This is a genomic window from Fodinibius sp. GM108 (genome assembly GCF_058386985.1).
Map to the genome: position 1 here is coordinate 1 of NZ_JBYEIR010000010.1, position 24,289 is coordinate 24,289.

The window sequence follows — 24,289 nt, forward strand, 5'->3', positions numbered from 1 at the left end:
GGCCGTTAAGCCCGGCAGCGCCGATGGTACTGGCCCTCGAGGCCGGAAGCGTAGGTCCCCGACTGCTCTTTAAATTAGTTAGCCCTCTGTGCTATGCGCAGAGGGCTTTTTTTGTTGATATACTGCTTTGGAAAGTTAAAATACTTTGCCAAGCCTTGATATTAAATCTTGGTAGCCAAAGTCGCTGCCTTCTCTTTATACCAGTTATGAAAGCAATCATTTGTTATGCGTTCTCTGATCTCTTCCATCAGCCATAAATAAAAGGTGAGATTATGGAGCGAAGCCAAAGAGAGGCCTAAAAGTTCATCATTTCGGAAAAGGTGATGGATATAAGACATCTTATACTTTTGGCACAGGTCGGTTGGGAAATCAGGATCGAGTGGTTTGTTGTGATTTTTCCATTTCGCATTTCGAATATTGATATATCCGTTTTTTGTAAAGATCTGACCATTCCGCGCATTCCGGGTCGGTAGTACACAGTCAAACATATCAATGCCGCGGGCAACACAATGGAGCAGGTCCGCCGGCTTCCCCACACCCATTAGGTAGCGCGGCTTGTCAGCAGGCAGATAATCAGTATTCAGATCTGCCATCTCCAGCATAAGCTCGATTGGTTCTCCTACACTAAGTCCGCCGATGGCAATTCCTTCAAAATCGAGGTCTGTTACATATTTAGAGGATTCTATTCTCAGATCTTTATAGGTGCCGCCCTGTACGATGCCAAATTGGGATTGCTGATGACCATATTTGGGATCCGTATTGCAAAAAGCCTGACGTCCACGTTCTTCCCAGTCATGGGTCAATTCCATAGACTCTTTGGCATATTCATAACTGCACGGGTAGGGAGGGCATTCATCGAGGACCATCATAATGTCTGACCCCAGGGTGCGCTGGATATCGACAACATTTTCGGGAGTAAACATATGTTTAGAACCATCAATATGGCTTTTAAACTTTGCTCCTTCCTGGCTGAGTTCACGATTATCTGAAAGTGAATAAACCTGATATCCCCCCGAGTCAGTCAAAATGGGCCGATTCCAGCTCATAAATGAGTGAAGCCCGCCCGCGTTTTCGATAATTTCACAGCCGGGACGCAGATAGAGGTGATAAGTATTACCTAAAATGATTTGAGCTTTGACTTTCTCAATCAATTCATCTTGTTTTACTGCTTTTACTGTTCCCAAGGTACCAACGGGCATGAAAATAGGAGTTTCAATTTCTCCGTGATCCGTAGTTAAAGTACCTAGTCGGGCTTTTGTTGAAGGAGCTGTTTTATTGAGTTTAAACAAAGGTAGAACGAAGTTTATGAATTATACTGCTGTTAGAAATGTTGGTCGGAAGATAGCAAAATTATTTATGCAACATTAATCAGCTATTTTGTATTCTTAGAGATAATTTTGGATAATGACATAATTTGAAAAAGTAAGACTCATATATGTCTAAAGAGACGTTGGTGATTGTCCCTACATATAATGAAGCCAATAATATTACCCGGCTCATTGAGATGGTTATGAATGTAGGAGAAAATATAGATTTATTAATTGTAGATGACGGTTCTCCGGATGGGACGGCAGAACTAGTAAAGAAAGGAATGGATAGATTTCCCGATCGTGTTCATCTTATTGAACGTACCGGTAAGCTGGGTTTAGGTACAGCTTATGTAACTGGATTCAAATATGCCCTGGACAACAATTACCAGTTTATTTGTGAGATGGATGCTGATTTTTCTCATGATCCGAATGATCTTCCCAAGCTCATTAGTGAGGTAAGGGAAGGACGTGCTGATGTTGCCATCGGCTCACGATATGCGAATGGTATCAGCATCGTAAACTGGCCGTTGAGCAGATTGATACTTTCCTATAGCGCCAATCTTTACGCACGCTTCATTACAGGATTGCCCATTTTTGATACTACGGCCGGTTTTAAATGTATCCATCGTAAAGTGCTTGAAACAATTTCGGTTGATAACATCCGGTCGAATGGATATGCTTTTCAAATTGAGTTGCATTTTAGGGCCTGGCAAAAAGGATTTAAATTGAAAGAAATTGCTATTATTTTTCGTGAACGAGAAGAGGGGGTGTCAAAAATGTCAAAATCTATTGTTTGGGAAGCTATTTGGCGGGTTTGGACATTAAAGCTGCAGAGCATATTTGGCACACTTTAAGAATTCCAGATAACTTCTTCATATCTTAGCTTTAGTTCTTATATTTGGTCTGACTTTTAAAGCGATAATATTTGTACATGGAGTATTTAGATTTTGAACAACCTATTGCAGATCTGGAGCAAAAAATTAAAGAATTGAGTGAACTTTCGGTTGCGGATGATGATGTGCTTACACCCGAAATTGAGCGGCTCGAAAAGCGTGTTGATGAGCTGAGAGAATCGATTTTTACCAATCTTACTCGTTGGCAACGCGTACAGCTAGCACGTCACCCCAATCGCCCCTATACTTTGGATTATATTCACAAAATCACCGAAAATTTTATAGAAATTCATGGTGATCGCTATCACAGTGATGATAAGGCTATTGTGGGTGGTTTTGCCACCATCGATGGACAGTCAGTGGTTATTATAGGTCATCAGAAGGGTCGTGATACAAAAACACGGAAGTATCGGAATTTTGGGATGGCAAATCCTGAAGGGTATCGCAAAGCATACCGACTGATGAAACTCGGAGAAAAATTTGATATTCCCGTAATCACACTGCTTGATACCCCGGGTGCCTATCCGGGTTTGGAAGCCGAAGAACGTGGTCAGGCCGAAGCGATCGCCAAAAATCTGAAAATGATGGCTACGCTAAAAGTACCTATCATTTCGGTAGTAATTGGTGAAGGAGCCAGCGGCGGTGCTATTGGCATCGGGATGGGCAATGAAGTGTATATGATGGAAAACACCTGGTATTCGGTGATTTCGCCCGAATCGTGCTCGTCAATTCTTTGGAAAACCTGGGATTATAAAGAACAGGCAGCGGCCGTTTTAAAGCTTACCGCACCGGATCTAAAAAACATGAATATTATTGATGGCATTATTGATGAACCTCTTGGCGGTGCACATCGGGATCCGGATAAATCTGCTGCTTCTGTAAAAGAACAGTTACTGGAATCACTGGAGCGACTTAAAGATTTGTCGGCCGAAGAGCTGGTCGAAAGGCGGATCGAAAAATATTCCAAAATGGGTGAGTGGGAAGAAGCTCCCCAAAATTAACTCAGATCCGTGTTACCTGACAGCAAGCCAATTTACACATATACGCATCAGTTGAGGAGTCGCTACGGGGAAACTGATCAGATGGGATATGTTTATTACGGGCGCTACCTTGAATATTTTGAAGAAGCGCGTACAGAAATGATTCGTTCCATTGGGTTCCCTTATAAGCGTTTGGAGGAAAATGGCATCATGTTGCCGGTCGTTCATACAGAAGTCGATTATAAAGCTCCCATTTTTTACGATGAATTAATGCGCATCAAGGTTAAGCTTTTCAATATTCCCACAGTTAAATTAGAGACATACTACGAGGTGTTCACGGATCGGAAAGAAAAGCCGCATATTTTGGGTAACGTTACACTCTGCTTTATGAAAGAAGAATCCCGCAAACCTTGTCGTGCGCCTGCTGATTTTATTGATAATCTAACAGCCAGTGTCAACTCCTGAGCTATGAAAATCCATCAACATAAATTATACCTGTTGGTTCTTGGCTCTGCTTTGGCAGTCATCATAGTTGCTTTGGGTGGGGGACTTTTTAATCAACAGTCATCCTGGCAACTGCAATGGCAGCATTATCTTTTCTCTGATTTATGTCATCAGGTAGTTGACAGATCATTTTGGCTGAACGGCCAGCCGATGGCTGTATGCAGTAGATGCCTGGGTATTTATTCCGGTTTTTTCATAGGTTTACTGCTGATACCAATCCTGAGTAAGTCAATTGCCGGTTGGCCGGCAAAAAAATTAGCCGTACTGATAGTGCTTCTAAATTTTATTGATGTTATTGGCAATAGCTTTGGTTTTTGGCAAAATACATTGATTTCACGGTTGGCTCTGGGGTACATGATCGGCCATTCTGCTACATTTATTTTAGCACAACAGTTTCTTAACACAACCACTGAATCAACGGGAAACTATTATGGAAAACTTACAGCAAGAAGCAGTCACTGAAGATCCTTCATATTGGAATTCGGTCTTTATAGCATCGGCGGTTTTTGGTGCCATATTGGCTATTGGACAGTTGATGGAAGGTTATTATGCCATTAATACTAGTGCTGAAGGAGGGTGGATTAGCACCGTCGTTTGTCTGATTGGAATTTTCGGCGGACTAGCAGCTGTTTGGCATTATGCTGCGGATAAAAATATTGTGATATCATTGGGAAAGGGAGCCTTGATAGGGTTTTTAGCAGGCGTTGGTGCACAGCTGATAAGCTACGGACTGATAGAAATTTGGGAGCTGATGAATCCCAGTTATGCTGAAGCGTATAAAGAGGCGCAGATTTCTGTTATTGAAGAGAATCCTAATTTGCCGGAAGAGTGGAAACAGAGTTCGATTGACTTTTTACATGACCCGAGCTTGGGCTTCACAATCATTATGGTGGTAGGTGGTGCATTGTTGAATGGCGTTTTGAATATGTTTACCGGCATGATTGGCGCAAAAACTTTCAGTGCTGAAGATTAAATTTTCGATTAAAGAATTTCAGAAAATATATTGTGAATACAGAAACTTCGGCTGACAACACATTTTCTAATAATCAATCCTGGGCCGAGCGTAATGGCTTTGCAGATTGGGCTCTGGCAATATTATGGATTATTGGCGCTTTTTTTCTGTTCCAGTTTACCGCCTATATTGTGGGATTTGGTCTAATTGCTCTGCAAGAGGGAGTCAGTGATGATCCTGCCGAAATGATGGCGATACTGGCTGATAATCTTGACCTTCTCTTTATCGGTAACTCAACCGGACAGATTTTATTTTTGGGACTGGCAACATGGGTCTTTGCACGCTTACATAGTTCGAAAAAGCATCGTCCAGAGTTTTTGCGTTTTAGCATTCACAGTGATACAGCCCAAAAAATTATCATTACCGTATTATTGATTCTTGCTATCCAGCCTGCTATTTGGTTTTTATCCTGGATCAACTCCTTTATACCAGTTCCGGAAACATTTAGTCAGCTGCAGAATTCACAAATGGAGATGATAGAAACTTATCTACGCGGTGACCACTTGATATTGCTGACTTTATTTCATGTGGCTCTGGTTCCGGCTATTTGCGAAGAAATGCTGTACCGCGGATATGTTATGCGGGCTTTCCAAAAAAGTTGGGGCATCTGGCCGGCTATTATCATTAGCGGTTTGTTATTTGGACTGTATCATGTACAAATTAGTAACTTACTGCCTCTGGCCGCACTGGGAATATTATTCGCATACGTTACCTGGGTTTCAGAAAGTATTTATCCCGCAATTGTCGCACACCTGGTAAACAATGGCGGGAGCGTGCTGGTTGGAGCCTATTATCCCGAATCGGCCTTTGCGGAAATCACTCCCGAAACAATGCCTCCTCTTTGGGGCGTATTTATTAGTCTGTTAATTACGGCTTATATTGTATATTGGATGTATACGAACCACACAAAGTCATCAGCTTAAGGAGGTAGTATTATGTTTAAAGGTTCTGAACCAAACGATATTGAAAACTGGGTATGCGTTATGGAACGAGGCACAGAATATGAAGTAGAAAGTGCTAAGAATTATCTGGCTGACCTTGATATTCCTGCGAATATTCTCTCAAAGCGAGATTCTTCATTTAGCGTCAATTATGGTGAAATGGGAATGGTTTACCTGTATGTACCTAACGAATTCGAGGACGAGGCGCGCGAAGCACTTAAAGAGTTAGAAGGGCAGGACGATGCCGATTACGAACAAGAATAACTGATTTGTGAGTGAACTGACCAAACGAATCCTATTTGCTGTCCCGGCTGCAGCACTTTTTTTGTATCTAACCTGGTTGGGCGGGATATATTTTCTTGGTTTAATAATCCTTATTACGCTTTTTACTCAGTACGAGTTTGCAGGTCTTGTTGAAGCAGCTGGCTATAAGGCGGATATCTTTTTTCCATACACCATTGCACTATGGATATTACTAGCTCCTTTTATACCTCATCCGCTGGTTATAGGCTTGGCCATATTCTTAATTTTTGTGGCTGTTCAGGTTTTTAAAACAGGAGACCGTGCACTCAGAGAGCTTATTTCAACTTCATTTAGTAGTATCTATGCCCCAATCGGTTTTTTAACTCTGCTATTAGTTCGTGATACCGGAGCTGCCGAAGTTGGATTTTTGCTGACAATAAGTTTACTGTTGATGGTCTGGGGCAATGATATATTTGCCTATTTTGGGGGTAAAACGTTTGGTAAACATGCTTTGGCTCCGTCGGTGAGTCCGAATAAAACGTGGGAAGGTTTTTTTTCGGGGATTATCGGAGCTCTGGTAGGGTTACTGTTGGTGATGTATGCTATTCCTCTTGACTTTCCCGTCCCTTTTGTTGCGATGATCCCGGCTGTTTTGCTAATAAGTTTTTTTGGTCCCATCGGGGACCTTACGGCAAGTCGAATAAAGCGTGCTGCAAATGCCAAGGATGCTTCCAACATCTTGCCCGGCCACGGTGGTTTTTTCGATCGCTTTGATGCACTAATTTTGGCTGCTCCTGTTTTTTATTGCTATCTCTATTTACTCAGAATATTAGAACATGTCTCATTTTAACTTTCAGGCAGAAGTTTGTGAACTCGAACTCGAAAATCCCTTTACTATAGCGCGGGGCACCAAAGAAACGGTGCCCAATGTAATGATTACATTGTCAGCTGATGGTGTAACGGGCTATGGAGAGGCCGGTCCGAACAAGCGTTATGATGAAGATGCTGATACTGTTCTGCGCTACCTCGATCAGTTGCCTGCAGATTTTTTTGAGGGGATTGAATCCGCAGATAAAATAGCTAAAAAATTGGACCAGTTATCAGCGAAATCTGTGCAATCAGCTAAATCAGCTGTTGAAATGGCGTGGCTCGACTGGTGGGGAAAGTCAGAGCAGAGGCCGCTCTGGAAACTCTGGCAGGCGCCATCCCAAAAAACGCCGCCGACCTCATTTACTATTGGACTGGACGAAATAGACGTGATGCAGCAGAAAGTCGAGAAGGCTGAGGAGTATCCCATATTAAAAGTAAAGCTGGGAACAGATCGCGACAGAGAAATCATTGAGGGGATCCGTGAAATAACGGACAAACCTATTCGCGTGGATGCGAATGAAGGATGGGAAGATTTAGCTGTCGCAAAAGAACAGATTGCTTTTTTAGCGGAGCAAAATATTGAGATTGTTGAGCAGCCGATGCCGGCGGCTATGCACGCAGAAATGGCAGAACTAAAAAACTGGTCGTCGCTGCCGCTGATGGCGGATGAAAGTTTTAAGGGGGATGAAGATCTCGATCACACAGCTAAGGCTTTTGACGGTATCAATATCAAGCTGATGAAAATCGGGAGTCTTGTTAAGGCCCGGCGGGTGATTGAAGAAGCTCATAAGCGTGACTTGCAAGTAATGATCGGCTGTATGATCGAGAGCTCGCTGGCTAATGCTGCTGGGGCTTTACTGGGAACCTGGGCTGATTATGTAGATTTGGATGGTCACCTGCTGATAAAGGATGATCCATTTAAAGGACTGAGCCTTGATCAGGATAAAAGAGTGCTTTTGAATGACAGACCGGGATTGGGGATTGAGAAGCGTAATGAGTGATTAGGAGCCGAATCAGAATCACTAGTGCGGGAATTAATTCCCGCGCTAACACATGTAGCTCTTGTTGATATAACCAACAAGATGAGCAGTATCTTTTAATATGGGAAGAGGGTTTTTCTAACTCTTTGCATTTAACCCCGTCTGGTAAAAAGATCTGCGCAAACCCGCGGCAAAATTGATATTAACCTGCGGCTGAATCTTTGTCTCCTTTACTCTTCACCGATAAAGCAAATGCTCCCACAACCATCAATCCCAGCACGAGATTCCGGAGGAGCGTAAATTCAATACCCGATGCGAAACCGAAAGCCCCGAAGCACCCGCAACTCTCGACGCTCATTCCTTGTGAGTAGAAGTAGCCTAACACTGAAGAAAAAGCCAAGAGCATGACCAGAGTACCTGCCAAAGCCCATTTAAGATATTTACCCCAGAGTAAAAATACGGCTAATATTAGTTCGACAATGGAGATTGTCGTAACAATAGGGCCGGCGTATTCAATGAGCCAGTAAAACACGGAAGCCAACAGTTCAACGAGGTATTGGGCATCCGAGGCGTTGATAAGCTTACCGATGCCGGAAACCAGAAATACCAGCCCCAGAATTATCCGTATTGTAGTCAGGGCGGTTTTCTTATATTTGGAATTCATTTTTTCTTACTTTGGTAGCAAGTGATTGTTAGATGATATAATCTAAATAAAAATTGAACATCAAGATACCACTTCCTAAGGGTGGCATCTTTTTACAACTGGTGATAGTAAGGAAAATAAAGAAACAAATTAAGCAATGAACTTTTTAATCAGCGGCGGAACGGGATTTATCGGAACGGAATTACGAGATTTCTTACTGAAAAAGGGGCATTTTATCACCGTCATCACCCGTTCACCCCAAAAATATAAAAGCGAGACGGCAAAGAATCAGCAGTTTATAAATTGGGAACCCAACTCTTTAATAACAGCCGCCGAAAAAGCGGATGTGGTTGTCAATCTCGTTGGTGAAAATTTGGCTAGGCGATGGACTGAAGAGAATAAAAAGCGGATCTATGACAGCCGGATCGAGTCAACAAATATGCTCGTAGATGCGATAAAAGAGGCAGAGTCGCGGCCGGAATTGATGATATCAGCGTCGGGAGTCAGTTATTACGGCGATCGTGGTGATGATTTGTTGGATGAAAGTGAACCCGCGGGGGATGGCTTTTTGCCTGATCTGTGTATCGAGTGGGAAGGTGCGGCACGGAACGTTGAGGAAGCAGGGGTCCGGCTGATTATTTTTAGAAATGGTGTTGTACTGGAAAAAGGGGGAGGAGCCTTGCAGTATATGTTGCCGGTGTTTAAGCTCGGCATTGGAGGATCTATCGGTGATGGGTCACAATATTTCCCGTGGATACATATGCTTGATGTGTGTCGGGCGATCGATTTTGCCGTTACAAAGAAAGAGCTATCCGGCGTGTGCAACCTGGCGGCTCCCAATCCGGTAACGATGGATGAGCTGGCTGATACGATGGGGGAGGTATTGCACCGGCCATCATTTTTTAAGGTGCCGGAATTCGCTGTTAAAACGGCACTGGGAGAAGCGTCCGATGCTTTGTTGGATAGCCTGCGTGTTCAGCCCAAGAAGCTGTTGGATGCCGGATTTGAATTTAGGTTTAAATATATTCGTGAAGCATTAGGTGATATTATTTAAATAGCTAATACATGATCCGTAATGCGGAAGATTATGCCCGCGGATAACGCTGATGGCGCAGATTCTTTCTCTGGATGATCAGCCGGATTAAAGATTTGGATTACGCATTATGAATCACGCATCACTCATCAGACTCTCCAAAAATCGTCCAGGTACGTAATCCCTCCCGTGTTTGTGCGATAAGCTCATTATAACCGTTTCCGTCTAGATCAGCGACAATAGGATACTGCATGGCCGAAGTGGGTACCGAATAAATGCGATCGCCGCTATTAATCTCCCAAACATAAAGTCGTCCAAAGTTGGCAAGAGCAATGATATCATCCTGGTTATTCTGATCGATATCTGCAATAAAAGGAGAAAATGAGCTGGCTGCCGGCTGTCCCATATTTTGTGTGAATTGAAGCTGGCCTGACGAGTCGATAAGAAACAGAGAACCATTAGAGCTCATTGACAAAATCATAGAGTTGCTGATTGTTTCGTCCTTACTTGTAATGGTTATATCATGAACCGAGGGACTCCCTTCCAGAGCTGTGTTAGCGACATAAACCGCTTCGATATCTGATGCTTCGGATGTACTTTCATATACATTCAGAGAATCAGAAAAAAGTTGTTGATCACCAATAGAATACAGATAACCATCTGCACCGTTACCCAGAATGTTATCTTCATAGATAACCGGAGATCCGTTTAAAGAAGCGTTAATGAATTTAGGAAAATCCTGCCGTTCGGTACCGCTGGCTTGCCAGGCATGAACGGCATTTTCAGAAAAAGCGATAACCGTTTTTAATCCTCTATAATTTCCAATGGTGGGAGAGGAATTAATTTCGGCATTGGTAGTTGTCGGCCACCCGTTGATATTTTCACCGCGTCCGTTTAAGACATGCAGTCTTCGATCTGCCGTAGCTACAATGGCATTAGGCAATCCATCTTGATCTATATCATCAACAATCAGCGGAGAGATAATCTGCTCATCCAGCTCAAAAGGAAATTGGGGCAGGGACTGGCCGTTATCATCCCAACCATAAACTTTATCGCCTGCCGGTACAAGTATTACATTTTGATTAGTGCCGTACCAGTCATAGACAACCGGAGGTCCTATCGGTTGATCAGTGCCAGTGTTTGCTTCCATAACTACCGTTCCATCAGCCGCCAATGCATATACATTACCTGCTTCTGTTGCAAATATCACTTCTTTGCGATCACTGCCGCCGATGTCTGCCAACGCTGGTTTGCCGGATAAGTCAGCGCCTGTAGGAAACAGCCATCTCTCTTCATAAGGTTCTGCATCAGCGCCGGTTTGATAGCTGCGCAAACTAAACGCCAGACTTTCTTCATCCTCATTAAGTGTGGTTGATGCAAAGAGTGTATTAAATTTGGAAGTAATGGCATTAAGATAATTGTTCTGTGAAAGGAATGGCTCTAAGAAAGAATAAAAATCGGGATTAGTAACAAATAGACTACTTATTTCATCCGGTAGATCTTCTTTACGATCTCGATAATCTTGCTCATAAAATATTGTTCGGCGGCGATTCCGATCTGATGAAATGACATCCACCAGTCCTTTACGCTTAGATATGACTACAGCTTCGCCGGTAATATCCAGGTAGAAATCGCGGAATGAGCAGAGCTGACTGCCAATAAGTTTTGCTGCGGCAGTGCTTTGAACAAAATATGCACCATCCCGCGCCTCGATATATCCTTCTGATTCCAAATCAGATAATTCCCGACGCAAGTCATCGGGATTCGAAAGCTTTCGCAGAAACAGATGTTCTCCGGTGGAAAGAAATCCGGATTGAGCATACAAAACAAGTGAGTATTCCGAATCCAGTGTGCGGGCAAGATCCATATATTGTGGTCCATTTTCCATCAGCATAGAATCCAGCTGTGTAGTATCAGGCAAGGATGTGGGGGGTGCCTGGCGTGGTGGCTGACGAAACAGACCAAAGGCTGCAGCGTTCGATGAGATATATCGATCGAGGGTAATCGGAGCATTTTCACTGGCAATCGATGCCACGAGCTCACTCGGAATACTGCTATTCAAAGGAATAGTCCCTGACAACTGAACACTGCTGTTTTGACTGTCACTTATTTGATTCACTGAAAGAAGCGCGGCCTCAGTCCCTGTAAAAGCCTCCTGAATGGCTGGGCGATGTGTAACATTAGTCAGTTGCTCTACCCATCCATCAAGTGAGGGAGTATTCATTATGATATGGCCCGGTTCCAGGGATAAATTGTCGAGTTTGGCCCTGGGAAGTTCTCCCAGATAAGCGCGTATAGCATCTTCAACACCGAGGCTTGACTCCGAAAACAGCAGGTTATCATGAATTTGAGCGGCAAATAAACGCCGATCTCCCATATGGAGTATATGGATTATAGTATCATTGAAGATGTATTCATTTTGGGTAAACTGCTCATAAAAATTTTCTTGTAAACGCTGTATGATATCTCCTGCGTTCTCGGCTATCCAAACCGTTTCTAACTGGTTACTAGCACCGGGATACAGTATAATCCCCTTCAAGTTAATAGATTCGTTGGCAGTTGAATCTATCGGAGACAAAAGCTGGTTGGCAGAGGCAGTGATATCATCCAGAAAGGGAGCATAAGGCGACTTCAACACAGAATTAAGCGTGGCATCCTGCTCGGGTATAATCACAAAGGGGGTTTTTTCCGGTATTGCATCAGACCAGGGGCGGTCGGGAACTGACGAACAGGTGGTGATAATAAGTGCTAAAACAAGCAGTCCCGGATGTTTGAAATACTTCATGTATGAGATAAAATTTTTCTCGGTAATAATGTTACTAAATCGATGTTAATTTAATAGTTTACGTACAGGGAACCAGTCTCACTGGCGGCACTAATCTAATAAATTTACCGGAAATGAACTTCTTAAACCCTTTTTTCTTATTGGGATTATTAGCGGTAGTCTTGCCGGTAATTATTCATTTAATTAATCTGCGCCGTCCGCAGAAGGTTGCGTTTTCAACCCTGTCGTTTTTTAATGAGCTACGTAAAAGTACGATTCGTCGCATACGAATCAAACAATACCTTTTAATGACACTTCGGGCACTGGCCATACTGTTCCTGGCTCTTGCACTGGCTCGTCCTTTTTTACCTCCAACACTTACCGGCTCTATAAGTTCCAGCGAGTCAAAGTCTGTTGCTATCCTTATTGATAATAGTGCCAGCATGAACCGCATTGGAAGCAGTGGACCGTTGATCGATCAGGCCAGGGAAGTAGCCGGTCGCATTATTAGAAACGCACATTCGGATGATAAATTTCTTATAGAAACGACGAATGATAATGACAGAACAAGTGCGAAGTTTATGAGGGATGTACAAGCCCTGGAAATTATTGACGAAATCTCCGCTGCCAACAGTGCTCATTATACCAAAGAGAAGTTTCGAGAGGTTTATGAACAGCTTCAGAATACACCAGAATCGCAGGCATTAATTTATGTTATATCGGATGGACAGGCCAGCCAGCTTCAAGATCTTCAAGAACTGGAATGGGCAAATGAGGAAAGAGAGGAAAAGCAAGTTTCTGTACAACCTATAACCCTTGAAGACGCCAAACAGCAAAATGTAGCTGTCTCATCTGTATCATTGAAAAGCCAGATGTTGAGTGGAGGATCCCCCCTCACATTGGCAGTGGAAGTCGAAAATACGGGTGATGCAGCAGTGGCCAACCAGTTTGTGTCTCTGGAAGTTGAGGGAGAGCTTTCGGGTCAGCATGAGATATCGCTGCAGCCGGGGGAAAGTAAAGAACTTTTGTTTCAGGTTGTGCCCGAGACAACAGGGGATATTTCCGGCCAAATTATAGTAGAAGGTGATGAGGTGGATTTTGACAATACTCATTATTTTTCTATACGTATTCCTGAGACAAGATCTATCTTGTTGATCAATGATGAGCAAGAACAGTCTTCGTTTTCATCATATTTGACGCCCGCTCTTGAAGCTGCACGCGAGACTAATGCACAGCTTTCATTTGAAGAAACGCAAGCTGCGGATGTGGATCAATCCCGGTGGATGGATTATGATGCTGTTATTCTTGACGGGCTTAATCAGATCCCGGAATATTGGTTTCAGGATTTACGCCGATATGTTCAGAATGGAGGCGGGATAATATTCTTTCCTTCGGAGCAGGGAGAGATCCGAAATTACAATAACTTTTTCTCACTTTTTAATGCCGGTAATTTTGATGATGTGATTGGGGAGTATGCTTCGTTCAATTCGGTGGTCCAGATGGCTGAACTGGAAGAGGGGCATGCTGTTTTGGATGAGCTTTTTGCCAAAGAAGAGGATGAGAGAATCAATGTAGAGCTGCCGTCGTTGTTCTACTACTACCATTATCAGGTCCCACCTAACTCGGGTGCTTTAAATATATTGGAAGCAGCTAATGGTGATCCTTTGCTTAGCGAACAGCAATTCGGACGGGGTGTATTACTATTATCGACGCTTGGAGCAGATCCGGGCTGGTCGAACTTCCCTGTTAATCCTTTATTTGCTCCATTCTATTATCGTGCTGTTCTTTATGCATCATCATCAGAAAATGGAGGATTACAGCAACATCGTTTGGGCCAGTCATTTGAGTGGGAAGGGGCTATAGAAGGTTCCGAAGTGACACTGCAGATAAACGGGACGGAGTACAAACCCGATGTACAACGTCGTGCAGAAGGAGTTCGAATTACGTATGGCGGGCGTGAATGGGAGCCCGGAATTTTGACAATTAATGCGGACGATAAGAATTATAAAATTTCTGCTAATTTAGACATAATGGAATCACGGTTTCATACGTTAGATGAAAACCAGTGGCGAGAATTCTTCAATGGAACCGTGAATGTAAATGAAATTATCAGTGCGCGGGATCTGACAGCTGAAAGTCTGGAGGACAAATTGAATACTGCTGTTTTCGGAAAAGAAATTTGGAACTGGTTTATTTGGACAGCATTGCTTTTTTTAATTATTGAAACCTTGGTATCGCGCCTTTATAAGGCAGAATCCATATCTTAAGGATGATTATGGAACTGGATTTAAATCTTATTTTTTTGGCTATCCTGGCCATATTTACCATAGGAGCTGCAGTACTGGCTACTTCGGCACTTGTGAATGTTATCCGGTTGCGGAATGTACGGCTCAGCTGGAGAGCTGGTAAACTATGGGGATTTCCACTTTTTTCGACACTTTTTCTAGTCACTGCTCTGATTGTTGGAGGAATCGCACTGTATCGTGGAGTAGTTGAAGAAATAGTTGCAGCGGGATTGTATTTATGGCTGGGGCTGGGATGGTTCACTGCAAGTTACTACGCAACCAAGCGATTTATTACGGATTATGGAATTGTAAAAAATGTCAATGAACCCTCACAGACAGTAGCATGGCATCAGATACGCGATTTTGTTGAAAAGGAAGACAACCATCGTACGCATTATATTTTCATTTACAGCCTGGATAAATCAGAAACTCCGCATGAGTTAATTCGTTTGGAGTTGGATGTTCCGAACAAAGAGAGAGAGTCTTTCCAAAAATTAATTTCACATAAACTCGGCAACCGAATTCGTTGTTATATGAAGGACGATATAAATGTCGAACAGTTTAACCAATAGAAACTTTAATAATCATACCTTACACATTTGTTTGAAGAGATACGAAATTCTGATATAGTACAAGAACGAGCCCTGCTCGTAGGTGTATATGGACCTGAAACGCCTCGAATACAGGCAGAAGAGTACTTAGATGAACTCGAACTGTTAACATATACAGCGGGTGGTTTTACAGTAGATAAGGTTTTGCAAAACCGGTTGCACCCTGACCCTGCCTCTTATGTCGGATCGGGAAAATTGCGTGAGTTGAAGCGCATGACTGGCGAAAAACAGATCGATACGCTTATCTTTGATGATGATCTTTCTCCCACGCAGATCCGCAACATAGAGAAGGAGACGAAAACCAAGGTGTTGGATCGCAGCGGTTTAATCCTCGATATCTTTGCCTCTCGGGCAAAAACATCGGCGGCTAAAACACAGGTTGAACTGGCACAATTGCAGTATTTACGTCCGCGACTTACCCGCTTTTGGACGCACCTCTCACGACAAGAGGGTGGAATTGGCACAAGAGGTCCCGGAGAAACACAGATAGAGATGGACCGCCGCATGATCGACAAGCGTATATCTACGCTTAAAGACAAGCTTGAGAAAATCGATCAGCAGCGGCATACCCAGCGCAAAGGTCGTTCGGATAAGGTGCGAATTTCACTTGTAGGATATACCAATGCCGGAAAATCTACACTGATGAATGCGCTGACCGATACGGAAGTTCGGGCCGAAGATCGATTGTTTGCTACACTCGATTCAACGGTACGGCGGTATCACGTAGATAATCACGAAGCACTGCTTTCAGATACAGTCGGATTCATTCGTAAGTTGCCACACGACCTTATTGCCAGTTTTAAATCCACGCTGGATGAGGTACGTGAATGCGATATACTGTTGCATGTTGTAGATGCTTCCTCAAAAATGGTGCAGGATTACATCGATGTTGTTGAGGATACTCTTGATGATATGAGTGTTAATGACAAAAAGGACGTGCTGGTTTTTAATAAGATGGATGCCATTGACAGTGAGCGCATTACCCAGCTGAAGCGTTCTTATCCCGACGCAGAATTTATCTCCGCAGAACGGAGTATAGGATTAGGGAAGCTCGAAGATCGTATCCAGGAACTTATTGAGGAGGATTTCGTTACAAAGACAATGAAAATCCCGGCTGCCAAATATGAAGGTGTAGCTTTTTTACATCGTGAAGCGAATATTTTACAAAAAAAATACGTAGGCTCGGATATTAAACTTACATTTAGTATAGCAAAGGATGATCTTATGCGTTTGAAAGCCTTGTTAAATGGTGCAAAAGAATCAGTTGCTGATATTGAAAATTCCTAATATAACTATCAATGCTTGTAGATAAATCCATAATAGAAGAGAAGTTCCAGCCGCTGACGGCAGATAATACTGTTGAAGAGGCACGGGATCGTATGGCGGAACAGGGGCTTGAGATATTTCCTGTTGTGGACAGCACCACGCAAAAGCTTATCGGGCAGATTACCTATAAAATTCTTTCAGATGCTAATGACAAGGCTCCGATTTCGGATATGGAGCTTGAAGAGGCAGTAAAAATTTATAAAGGTCAGCATGTTTTTGAGGCAGCACGACTCATGCTTCAGTATGAATTGAACAGCCTACCGCTGGTAGATAAGCAGGGTGCCTATATGGGCATTATCACCAAACAAGAAGTGCTGGAGTCACTTTCCCGGATGTTGAACCTGGCACAAACAGGATCTGTAATAACCATTGAGCTGGATCCGGTCGACTTTACGCTATCAGAAATTGTGCAGATTATTGAAACCGAAGGTGCAAAAATCCTCGGTGTTACCGTAGAATCTCCTGACCGATCTCCAAAAAGTTTTGAAGTCTCCTTTAAACTCAACTTAGAAGACGTATCAAACATAACTGCAGCTCTAAGACGTTACGACTACAATATCGTTGTTGAATCCGAAAATACAGTCTTTGGAAAAGATCTGGAACATCGGGCCGATGAACTGATTAAATATATAGATATGTAGAAGATCTACGGATGATATAACATCCCCTCTTTCAGGCAGAAGAAGAATACAATTCTTAATATATTCAGGCATAACAGAAACCGAAACGGCTTTCTTTATCAGATGAAAAATACGCGCGGAATTTTGGGTCTTTTATTAATAGGAGCATTGTTTGTCTACTCTCCCTTGCAGGCCCAAGGGATCCAGGAACCGGATTCAAAACATTATAACGAAGGAACTATCCTCTTTGACCGGGGACTTTATGAAAGGGCCGCTAAGGAATTCGAACAATTCTTGACTCTCAACAAAGATCATGAACTACGACCCGCGGCCGAGTATTATCTTGCCCGATCCCGCGCACAAGCCGATTCGCCGAACAAGTCGACCTATTACGAAGAATTTATTGCCAACTATCCCCACTCGGATTTTTCTTCTGATCTTCTTTTTGAATTGGGTAAGAATGCCGAAGAAAAGGAACTGTATAGCCAGGCCCATGACTACTACAGCCGCGCACTAAAGCTGGGGCTTAACGATAAACAATCAGCCCGGGCATATTATTGGATGGCAGAAGCGGAAGCAGAAAACGGAAATAATCAGCAGGCGCGGGAACACTTTCTAACATTGGCCGATGAATATCCGCGTTCTGAGTGGGCACCCAAAGCTCTTTATGCTCGCGGTCGGTTATATCTTAGCGAGAATAGATATGATGCTTCTACAGAGGCTTTTGAGATACTTAAAGATCGTTATCCCAATAATGAAATGACGCGTCGAATCGGGACGGCTCTGGGTGAATCGTATTATCAGCAGGAGCGTTATGAAGAAGCGATTGAAGCATTCAGGAATGCAATGCCTCATCTAGACGATGAGATGCGATCAAAGGCCGTATACCTGACAGCAGAGAGCTATAACTATCTGGGTAACTTTGATGAGGCTTCGGATTATTACCTGCAGTATATCAATCTCAATAAAGGTACAGACGAAGTAAGGGTGGCTCATTATGGTCTGGGATGGGTCTATCACAAGCAGGAAATATATCATTGGGCAGCCGATGAATTCGGAAAGGCGGCTAAAGGTGATGATGAGACAGCCCGCAAGGCTCTTTATTACAAGGCGGTAAACGAGAAGCTTGGATCACGATATCCTGAAGCTATCGAAACTTTTCGGGAATTTGGAGAGCGTTTTAAAGAAGGCCTTTGGGTTGAAGAGGCCTATTATGAATGGGCAATTACTGCCTATGAAATGGGGCGGTACGGTGAAGCCATCGAAGTACTGTTGCCTTTGGTGCGCAGCGATGAAAATTTGGAATGGGCCGGTAAAGTCTATACGCTGCTCGGTGAATCCTATTTTGCCAATAAAGAGTACACCAGGTCAATACAAGCTTTTGAAGCCGCCGAAGAAGTCACAGATATTGATCCAACGATAAAGCAACAGGCACAATTTCAAAAAGCATGGGTACAGTATAGTAACCAAGCGTACACAGAAGCACAGAAGATTTTTGAGTCGCTCCACAGGGAAGCTCCGGATACTGATTTTGGGAGTGAGGCTTTGTTCTGGAGCGCCGATTCCTATTATCATATGAACCATTTTGGTCCGGCCAGCGAACAGTTTAACCAGTTTATTCAAAGATATCCCGATCATGAACTTGTGGGAGCTGCCAATTATGCTCTCGGTTGGAGCCGGTTTAAAATGGGCAATTTCCAGGGTGCTATTGAACCATTTGTAACATTCAAGGAAGAATATGAACCGCCTGAAGTGGCACTTTACCCCTATGATACGGATACACAGTTGCGCATCGGCGATGCTTACTACGCCATTGGGGATTATGACAACGCTATTTCATCCTACCAAGAGGCGATAGGCGCCGAACCGGGAGGCGATTACGCCATGTTCCAAATTGCGAACAGCCATTACCGGGCTGAACAGACTTACGATGCAGTTACCACATTTAGAAAATTCTTACGGATCTATCCCTACAGTGATCTGCGCGAACAGGCGCAATACAATATCGGGTATATCTATTTGAATACCGGTAATTATTCTCAGGCGGTAGAAGAATTTCAGAAAGTCATTAATAAATATCCTAATACCAGCTGGGCCGCCCGGGCGCAATATAATATCGGTGATACTTACTATAATGCCGGTGATTACGAACAAGCTATTGAAGCTTATAAAACAGTCATGGAAAAATATCCGGACAGCGACTATATTCTGGAGGCTGTTAACGGGATTCAATATGCACAGATGTCGAGTAGTGGATCCGACTCAAGTACAAACGTGCTGGAAGAGTTTTTAGCTGAAAACCCGCAAACTTCTATGGCTGATCGCTTGCGTTATCGACAGGCTGATAATTATATGCAGTCCGGTGATTATCAGGGTGCCATTAAGGAGTTCAGGCAGTATATCCGAATAACAAACAACAAGGAGCTACTGCCCGATGCGCACTATAACTTGGCGGATGCGTATGAAGAAACAGGTCAGTTGAATGAAGCTGAAGAGACGTATCAGACCATCGTATCAAAATTTCCCGATTCCGATAGGGCGGCGCCATCACTTGCTGCGCTGGGTGAAATTGCCTACAGCCAAGAAAATTACCAGCAGTCTTTCAACTATTTCAACGAGCTCGCTGATAAGAGCAGTGAGTATCAGCAAGAAGCTTACATCGGGATGGGAAATGCCCAGCTGGCAATGAACAACGCTGATGAAGCAGCGGAATATTATCAGGCGGCGTTGAATCAGGATGAAAATTATGATGCCGCCAATGTAGGACTGGCTAAAGTGGCTATTGAAAAAGAAAATTATCGGAAAGCCGAAGAGTTGCTGAAACCCGTTGCAGATTCAAACAGCCGGGAAGTTGGAGCAGAAGCACAGTACCTGTTGGGAGTCACAAAATATGAGCAAGGAGACTATGAGGAAGCAACTCAGGAATTGTCCAATGTGAGTGTGCTGTTTGAAGCGTATGGTAAATGGGTAGCCAAAGCATTGCTGCAACAAGGCAAAGCGTATATACAGTTGGGACAACGTAGTGAAGCCCGCTCCGCTCTTAATACACTTGTCGATGATTATCCCGATGCGCCGGAGGCAGAAGAAGCAAAGCGATTATTGAATAGGGATTCGTGATGAATAAAGAAGTTAATCCTGCCGACACTTTAAGAGGCTCTCTGAAACTTCCGGCTGATAAGTCTATTTCTCACCGTTCTGTGATGTTCGCATCACTACATCAGGGGACGTCTTTCATATCCAATTTTTCAGAGGCTGCTGACCCTCATAGCACGATCGACTGCTTCAAAAAATTGGGCGTTGTCATACAAGAACAGCATGATGAACAACATACTATCGAGGTTCAGGGAGTGGGCCGTGATGGATTACAGCAGCCTGATGAAGATTTAGACTGTGGTAACTCCGGCACAACCATGCGTCTGCTTAGCGGCATTATTGCCGGTTCTGGTGTATCGGCCCGGCTGGTAGGTGATGACTCTCTTTCTGCCCGTACAATGAAGCGTATTATCGATCCGCTGAGAGAAATGGGTGCGCAGATAAAGGCTCGTGATGATGATTTTGCTCCGCTGCTTATTAGCAGAAACACAGCCATAAAACCGCTGCACTTTCCGCTGCCCATTCCCAGTGCACAACTTAAATCCTGTGTATTGCTGGCCGGTTTGTTTGGGGATGAAAAAACCAAAGTCATTGAAACGCTTCCCAGCCGTGATCATACCGAACGCTTGCTTGATTTGCCGATTGAGAAGAAAAACGGGCAAAAAATTATTACTGCCTCGCGTGATGATGAGATTCCCGAACAGAGTTATCGCATTCCCAATGACTTTTCGGCAGCGGCTTTTTGGCTGGCTGCCGGCGCGATACATCCCGATGCAGAAATTACACTGCCGAATGTGGGTATGAATCCTACCCGAACGGGCGCGCTGGATATCCTTAAAAAAATGGGTGCCGATATATCAATTAGCAACGAGGGGAGTGAAGGAGCCGAGCCCGTGGCGGATTTAATAATCACGAGTTCGGATTTGCAGCCAGTTGATATCACTGAAGAGGTCGTCCCAAACTGTATCGATGAAATACCTATCCTGGTGATTGCTATGCTGTTTGCCGATGGTACATCACGTATAACAGGTGCCGAAGAGCTTCGTCACAAAGAAACCGACCGGCTGGACGCTATGGCTGAAATACTGGATAAAGCAGGTGCCGATTTTACTGAGTACGAAGATGGATTTGAAATCAGGGGCAATCCCGATTTTCAACCCAAGGCTGCTGAATTTGACAGCTGCCACGATCATCGTATTGCAATGTCGGCTGCGGTTTTGAGTGTGATGGGTGAGCAATCTGCTTGTGTTATCGATGCAGAGTGTACTGCCATTTCTTACCCTTCTTTTTGGGATGATCTTGCAAAACTGACGAATTGATCCCTTTCTCCGCAAATCTGACAATTCCCTTCTTTTGATAGCGCAATAATGCCAATACGTCATAATTAAACCCCGCCTATAGAGGTTGGCATTGTGATTGCTCACATATTAATGAATTTAAACAAATGGGTAATATCCATGGGTGAATTTACAATTGATATAGAACGACAGTTGAATAAACTGGGAAAAGATATCCAGGATTTTGTGGAACGTATCGTTCCACTTGAAGACAAGGGACATGACTTTACTCCCGAATGTGACATCATCGAAAGTGATGAAACGTACGTGCTTAAACTGGATTTACCCGGACTGTCGAAGAAAGAAATTAATATAGCTCTTAAAGAGCATGTATTAACGGTGAAGGGCGAACGAGCCCAGGAACTTGGCGAAGACGCGAAGTATCGCCGACAAGAACGAGCTACAGGCGTATTTTCGCGCTCGTTTGCGCTGCCTGAAAATGTCAATACGGCTGAAATTGACGCCGTATTCCGCAATGGTGTATTAACGATTACAATGCCCAAGTCGGATGTTCTCAACGATGCAGAATCTATTCCGATCAAATAAATAAAGAATGTCATGCTGAACCCCGACAGCAGTCGGGATTCGGGATGACATGAATTTCGAGTTTCATCAAAGAATTAAAACTGCTAACAAAAATCATAAACTACTATTATGGGAAAGATTATAGGAATTGACTTAGGTACTACCAACTCCTGCGTTGCCGTTATGGAGGGTAATGAGCCTACAGTGATTCAAAACTCAGAAGGCGGACGTACCACTCCATCGGTCGTGGCTTTTTCGAAAGAAGGCGAACGCTTGGTTGGTGCACCTGCTAAACGACAAGCTATCACAAATCCGGAAAAAACAATTTCTTCGATTAAACGCTTCATGGGCCGCTTCTACGACGAGGTAGAAGAAGAGGCCAAACAAGCGTCGTACAAGATTGTTAAAGGCGAAAACAATACGGCTCGCGTTCAAATCGAAGACCGCAAGTATGCGCCTCAGGAAATTTCTGCAATGGTGCTTCAGAAAATGAAGCAGACCGCAGAAGAATACCTGGGCGAAGAAGTTACAGAAGCGGTTATTACGGTTCCGGCTTATTTCAACGATGCGCAGCGTAAAGCTACGCAAGAAGCCGGAGAAATTGCCGGGTTGGATGTCAAGCGAATTATCAACGAGCCAACTGCTGCTTCGCTGGCATATGGTCTGGATAAGAAGGAAGAAGATCTGACCATTGCTGTTTACGACCTTGGTGGTGGAACGTTCGATATCTCTATTCTTGAACTCGGCGACGGAGTTTTTGAAGTAAAATCTACCAGCGGTGATACCCATCTTGGCGGTGACGACTTTGACTCTCGTCTGATTGATCACTTGGCCAAAGAGTTCAAGAAAGATGAAGGTATCGACCTGCGCGAAGATCCTATGGCAATGCAGCGGCTGAAGGATGCTGCCGAGAAAGCCAAGATCGAGCTTTCCAGCTCGCAGAAAACAAATGTGAACCTGCCGTTTATTACGGCTACGGACTCGGGTCCCAAGCACCTGAATATCGACATCACCCGTTCGCAATTTGAGAAAATGATCGATGACCTGGTGCAAAAAACTGTGGATCCGTGCAAGAAAGCTCTTGACGATGCCGGATTCAGTAAGTCAGATATTGATCAGGTAATTCTGGTTGGTGGATCAACGCGAATTCCGAAGATTCAGGAAGTTGTTAAAGATTTCTTCGGAAAGGATCCCAGCAAAGGCGTAAACCCTGATGAAGTTGTTGCCGTTGGTGCCGCTATCCAGGGTGGTGTAATGTCTGGTGATGTTGATGATGTTGTACTGCTTGATGTTACGCCACTGTCACTCGGAATCGAGACACTTGGCGGCGTTTCAACACAACTGATCGAAGCTAATACTACCATCCCGACCAGCAAGACGGAGACATTCTCTACCGCTGCCGACAATCAGACCAGCGTAGAGATCCACGTGCTGCAGGGAGAGCGTGCCAAAGCACAGGATAACCGAACGCTTGGCCGCTTCCACTTGGATGGTATTCCTCCGGCACCGCGCGGCGTTCCTCAAATTGAGGTTACGTTTGACATTGATGCCGATGGTGTTCTGAATGTAAGCGCCAAAGATAAAGGCACCGGAAAAGAGCAAAGTATCCGCATCGAGTCTTCTTCCGGACTGTCCGAAGAGGAGATCGAGAAGATGAAAGAAGAGGCCGAAAAGCACGAGGAAGAAGACGAGCGAATTCGTCAGCGTGCCGAGAAGTTGAACAAGGCCGACAGCCTCGTATTCTCTACCCGCAAGCAGCTTGATGAGCACGGCGACAAGATCTCTGACGATAAGAAAGAACGCATCGAAGCCGCACTTGAGAAAGTGAAAGAGCTCCACGATCAAGAAAAAGTTGATGAGCTCGATGATGCCATGGAAGAGCTGAATAATGCATGGTCCGAGGCTTCGCAAGAGATCTATCAGTCTGCTGCTCAGGGACAGGGTCAGCCCGGTGCGGGAGCCGCTGGTCCGGGAGCGGGCGCAGCTGCTGGCGCTGGAGCTGCTAACGGAGCCGATGCCGAAGCCCAGCAAGGCGAAGAGGAAGACGATGCTGTTGATGCTGACTTTGAAGTCGTCGATGACGAGGACAAAGAATAACAGATTGTTAATCGACAGCTGAATCTGCAATTAAATTAAAGCCCTTCACCGTACGGTGAGGGGCTTTTTTGTTGTAAGAAATATCTGTTGTCAAACATGGTTATTTTAAGGTATTCTTCCTTTGAAGGGAGTCCGGCTTTAGCCGGGAGGGATGCTCCAACTATAAATTAATTTGGTTGTGAGGGAGTTGAACTCCCGAACATCTCCTGATCTATCTATGCT

General features: G+C 44.1%; 21 protein-coding genes. 18 read left to right on the forward strand and 3 right to left on the reverse strand.

Annotated features, from left to right (window positions below; genetic code table 11):
• Positions 1 to 161: 161 nt before the first annotated feature.
• Entirely contained in the window at positions 162 to 1,289 is a 1,128-nt protein-coding gene (tgt, locus tag ACT3ID_RS16295; protein WP_491543120.1) for a tRNA guanosine(34) transglycosylase Tgt, read from the reverse strand.
• A gap of 146 nt (positions 1,290 to 1,435) precedes the next feature.
• Between tgt and ACT3ID_RS16300 the strand changes: the two genes are divergently transcribed.
• The 9 genes from ACT3ID_RS16300 to ACT3ID_RS16340 all read left to right on the forward strand — a co-directional run bounded on the left by ACT3ID_RS16300 (position 1,436) and on the right by ACT3ID_RS16340 (position 7,754).
• Entirely contained in the window at positions 1,436 to 2,164 is a 729-nt protein-coding gene (locus tag ACT3ID_RS16300) for a polyprenol monophosphomannose synthase (RefSeq protein ID WP_491543121.1), read from the forward strand.
• A gap of 77 nt (positions 2,165 to 2,241) precedes the next feature.
• Positions 2,242 to 3,204: an acetyl-CoA carboxylase carboxyltransferase subunit alpha gene (locus ACT3ID_RS16305; protein ID WP_491543122.1), complete on the forward strand. Its 963-nt coding sequence runs from the start codon at positions 2,242 to 2,244 to the stop codon at positions 3,202 to 3,204.
• 9 nt (positions 3,205 to 3,213) lie between these two features.
• Positions 3,214 to 3,648 carry an acyl-CoA thioesterase gene (locus ACT3ID_RS16310; protein WP_491543123.1) on the forward strand — a complete coding sequence of 145 codons (435 nt, stop codon included), beginning with the start codon at positions 3,214 to 3,216 and terminating at the stop codon, positions 3,646 to 3,648.
• A 3-nt stretch (positions 3,649 to 3,651) separates the two neighbouring features.
• Complete coding sequence (locus ACT3ID_RS16315; protein WP_491543124.1) at positions 3,652 to 4,149, forward strand: DUF2085 domain-containing protein; 498 nt, start codon at positions 3,652 to 3,654, stop codon at positions 4,147 to 4,149.
• Positions 4,118 to 4,660 (forward strand): hypothetical protein, encoded by a 543-nt coding sequence (locus ACT3ID_RS16320; protein WP_491543125.1) that lies wholly within the window; start codon positions 4,118 to 4,120, stop codon positions 4,658 to 4,660. The genes ACT3ID_RS16315 and ACT3ID_RS16320 overlap by 32 nt, the downstream gene beginning before the upstream one ends.
• Positions 4,661 to 4,692: 32 nt before the next feature.
• Complete coding sequence (locus ACT3ID_RS16325; RefSeq protein ID WP_491543126.1) at positions 4,693 to 5,622, forward strand: CPBP family glutamic-type intramembrane protease; 930 nt, start codon at positions 4,693 to 4,695, stop codon at positions 5,620 to 5,622.
• A 12-nt stretch (positions 5,623 to 5,634) separates the two neighbouring features.
• Positions 5,635 to 5,904 carry a putative signal transducing protein gene (locus ACT3ID_RS16330; RefSeq protein ID WP_491543127.1) on the forward strand — a complete coding sequence of 90 codons (270 nt, stop codon included), beginning with the start codon at positions 5,635 to 5,637 and terminating at the stop codon, positions 5,902 to 5,904.
• 7 nt (positions 5,905 to 5,911) lie between these two features.
• Positions 5,912 to 6,733, forward strand: coding sequence for a phosphatidate cytidylyltransferase (locus ACT3ID_RS16335; protein WP_491543128.1), 822 nt, complete (start codon positions 5,912 to 5,914; stop codon positions 6,731 to 6,733).
• Positions 6,720 to 7,754 (forward strand): dipeptide epimerase, encoded by a 1,035-nt coding sequence (locus tag ACT3ID_RS16340; protein WP_491543129.1) that lies wholly within the window; start codon positions 6,720 to 6,722, stop codon positions 7,752 to 7,754. The genes ACT3ID_RS16335 and ACT3ID_RS16340 overlap by 14 nt, the downstream gene beginning before the upstream one ends.
• Before the next feature lie 181 nt (positions 7,755 to 7,935).
• Here the strand turns inward: ACT3ID_RS16340 and ACT3ID_RS16345 are convergent, their stop codons facing one another.
• Positions 7,936 to 8,397, reverse strand: coding sequence for a MauE/DoxX family redox-associated membrane protein (locus ACT3ID_RS16345; protein WP_491543130.1), 462 nt, complete (start codon positions 8,395 to 8,397; stop codon positions 7,936 to 7,938).
• A gap of 136 nt (positions 8,398 to 8,533) precedes the next feature.
• On the opposite strand from ACT3ID_RS16345, the gene ACT3ID_RS16350 reads away from it, so the two are divergent.
• Positions 8,534 to 9,430, forward strand: coding sequence for a TIGR01777 family oxidoreductase (locus ACT3ID_RS16350; protein WP_491543131.1), 897 nt, complete (start codon positions 8,534 to 8,536; stop codon positions 9,428 to 9,430).
• A 121-nt stretch (positions 9,431 to 9,551) separates the two neighbouring features.
• Here ACT3ID_RS16350 and ACT3ID_RS16355 read toward each other — a convergent pair whose 3' ends face one another.
• Complete coding sequence (locus ACT3ID_RS16355; protein WP_491543132.1) at positions 9,552 to 12,194, reverse strand: hypothetical protein; 2,643 nt, start codon at positions 12,192 to 12,194, stop codon at positions 9,552 to 9,554.
• Between the two features lie 113 nt (positions 12,195 to 12,307).
• Here ACT3ID_RS16355 and ACT3ID_RS16360 point away from each other — a divergent pair, with 113 nt between their 5' ends.
• From ACT3ID_RS16360 to dnaK, 8 genes are all read left to right on the forward strand, one after another.
• A complete protein-coding gene (locus tag ACT3ID_RS16360; RefSeq protein ID WP_491543133.1) occupies positions 12,308 to 14,440 on the forward strand; it encodes a BatA domain-containing protein in 2,133 nt (710 codons plus the stop codon).
• Between the two features lie 8 nt (positions 14,441 to 14,448).
• Complete coding sequence (locus ACT3ID_RS16365; RefSeq protein ID WP_491543134.1) at positions 14,449 to 15,030, forward strand: hypothetical protein; 582 nt, start codon at positions 14,449 to 14,451, stop codon at positions 15,028 to 15,030.
• A 27-nt stretch (positions 15,031 to 15,057) separates the two neighbouring features.
• Positions 15,058 to 16,356, forward strand: a complete 1,299-nt coding sequence (gene hflX, locus ACT3ID_RS16370) for a GTPase HflX (protein WP_491543135.1) — start codon at positions 15,058 to 15,060, stop codon at positions 16,354 to 16,356.
• Between the two features lie 11 nt (positions 16,357 to 16,367).
• The gene (locus ACT3ID_RS16375) at positions 16,368 to 17,036 is read left to right on the forward strand and encodes a CBS domain-containing protein (RefSeq protein WP_491543136.1); all 669 of its coding nucleotides are present in this window, start codon (positions 16,368 to 16,370) and stop codon (positions 17,034 to 17,036) included.
• 102 nt (positions 17,037 to 17,138) lie between these two features.
• The gene (locus tag ACT3ID_RS16380; protein WP_491543137.1) at positions 17,139 to 20,132 is read left to right on the forward strand and encodes a DUF6340 family protein; all 2,994 of its coding nucleotides are present in this window, start codon (positions 17,139 to 17,141) and stop codon (positions 20,130 to 20,132) included.
• Entirely contained in the window at positions 20,132 to 21,427 is a 1,296-nt protein-coding gene (aroA, locus tag ACT3ID_RS16385) for a 3-phosphoshikimate 1-carboxyvinyltransferase (protein WP_491543138.1), read from the forward strand. The genes ACT3ID_RS16380 and aroA overlap by 1 nt, the downstream gene beginning before the upstream one ends.
• A gap of 138 nt (positions 21,428 to 21,565) precedes the next feature.
• Complete coding sequence (locus ACT3ID_RS16390) at positions 21,566 to 21,991, forward strand: Hsp20/alpha crystallin family protein (RefSeq protein ID WP_491543139.1); 426 nt, start codon at positions 21,566 to 21,568, stop codon at positions 21,989 to 21,991.
• Between the two features lie 108 nt (positions 21,992 to 22,099).
• Positions 22,100 to 24,067 carry a molecular chaperone DnaK gene (gene dnaK / locus ACT3ID_RS16395; protein WP_491543140.1) on the forward strand — a complete coding sequence of 656 codons (1,968 nt, stop codon included), beginning with the start codon at positions 22,100 to 22,102 and terminating at the stop codon, positions 24,065 to 24,067.
• Positions 24,068 to 24,289: the final 222 nt, after the last annotated feature.

Coding starts and splice junctions, on each gene's coding strand:
- ACT3ID_RS16365 (WP_491543134.1), top strand. CDS start 14,449: ATGGAACTGGATTTAAATCTTATTTTTTTGGCTATCCTGGCCATATTT.
- ACT3ID_RS16390 (WP_491543139.1), top strand. CDS start 21,566: ATGGGTGAATTTACAATTGATATAGAACGACAGTTGAATAAACTGGGA.
- ACT3ID_RS16315 (WP_491543124.1), top strand. CDS start 3,652: ATGAAAATCCATCAACATAAATTATACCTGTTGGTTCTTGGCTCTGCT.
- ACT3ID_RS16345 (WP_491543130.1), bottom strand. CDS start 8,397: ATGAATTCCAAATATAAGAAAACCGCCCTGACTACAATACGGATAATT.
- aroA (WP_491543138.1), top strand. CDS start 20,132: ATGAATAAAGAAGTTAATCCTGCCGACACTTTAAGAGGCTCTCTGAAA.
- ACT3ID_RS16350 (WP_491543131.1), top strand. CDS start 8,534: ATGAACTTTTTAATCAGCGGCGGAACGGGATTTATCGGAACGGAATTA.
- ACT3ID_RS16380 (WP_491543137.1), top strand. CDS start 17,139: ATGAAAAATACGCGCGGAATTTTGGGTCTTTTATTAATAGGAGCATTG.
- ACT3ID_RS16300 (WP_491543121.1), top strand. CDS start 1,436: ATGTCTAAAGAGACGTTGGTGATTGTCCCTACATATAATGAAGCCAAT.
- ACT3ID_RS16330 (WP_491543127.1), top strand. CDS start 5,635: ATGTTTAAAGGTTCTGAACCAAACGATATTGAAAACTGGGTATGCGTT.
- ACT3ID_RS16305 (WP_491543122.1), top strand. CDS start 2,242: ATGGAGTATTTAGATTTTGAACAACCTATTGCAGATCTGGAGCAAAAA.
- dnaK (WP_491543140.1), top strand. CDS start 22,100: ATGGGAAAGATTATAGGAATTGACTTAGGTACTACCAACTCCTGCGTT.
- ACT3ID_RS16320 (WP_491543125.1), top strand. CDS start 4,118: ATGGAAAACTTACAGCAAGAAGCAGTCACTGAAGATCCTTCATATTGG.
- ACT3ID_RS16375 (WP_491543136.1), top strand. CDS start 16,368: ATGCTTGTAGATAAATCCATAATAGAAGAGAAGTTCCAGCCGCTGACG.
- ACT3ID_RS16355 (WP_491543132.1), bottom strand. CDS start 12,194: ATGAAGTATTTCAAACATCCGGGACTGCTTGTTTTAGCACTTATTATC.
- ACT3ID_RS16360 (WP_491543133.1), top strand. CDS start 12,308: ATGAACTTCTTAAACCCTTTTTTCTTATTGGGATTATTAGCGGTAGTC.
- ACT3ID_RS16340 (WP_491543129.1), top strand. CDS start 6,720: ATGTCTCATTTTAACTTTCAGGCAGAAGTTTGTGAACTCGAACTCGAA.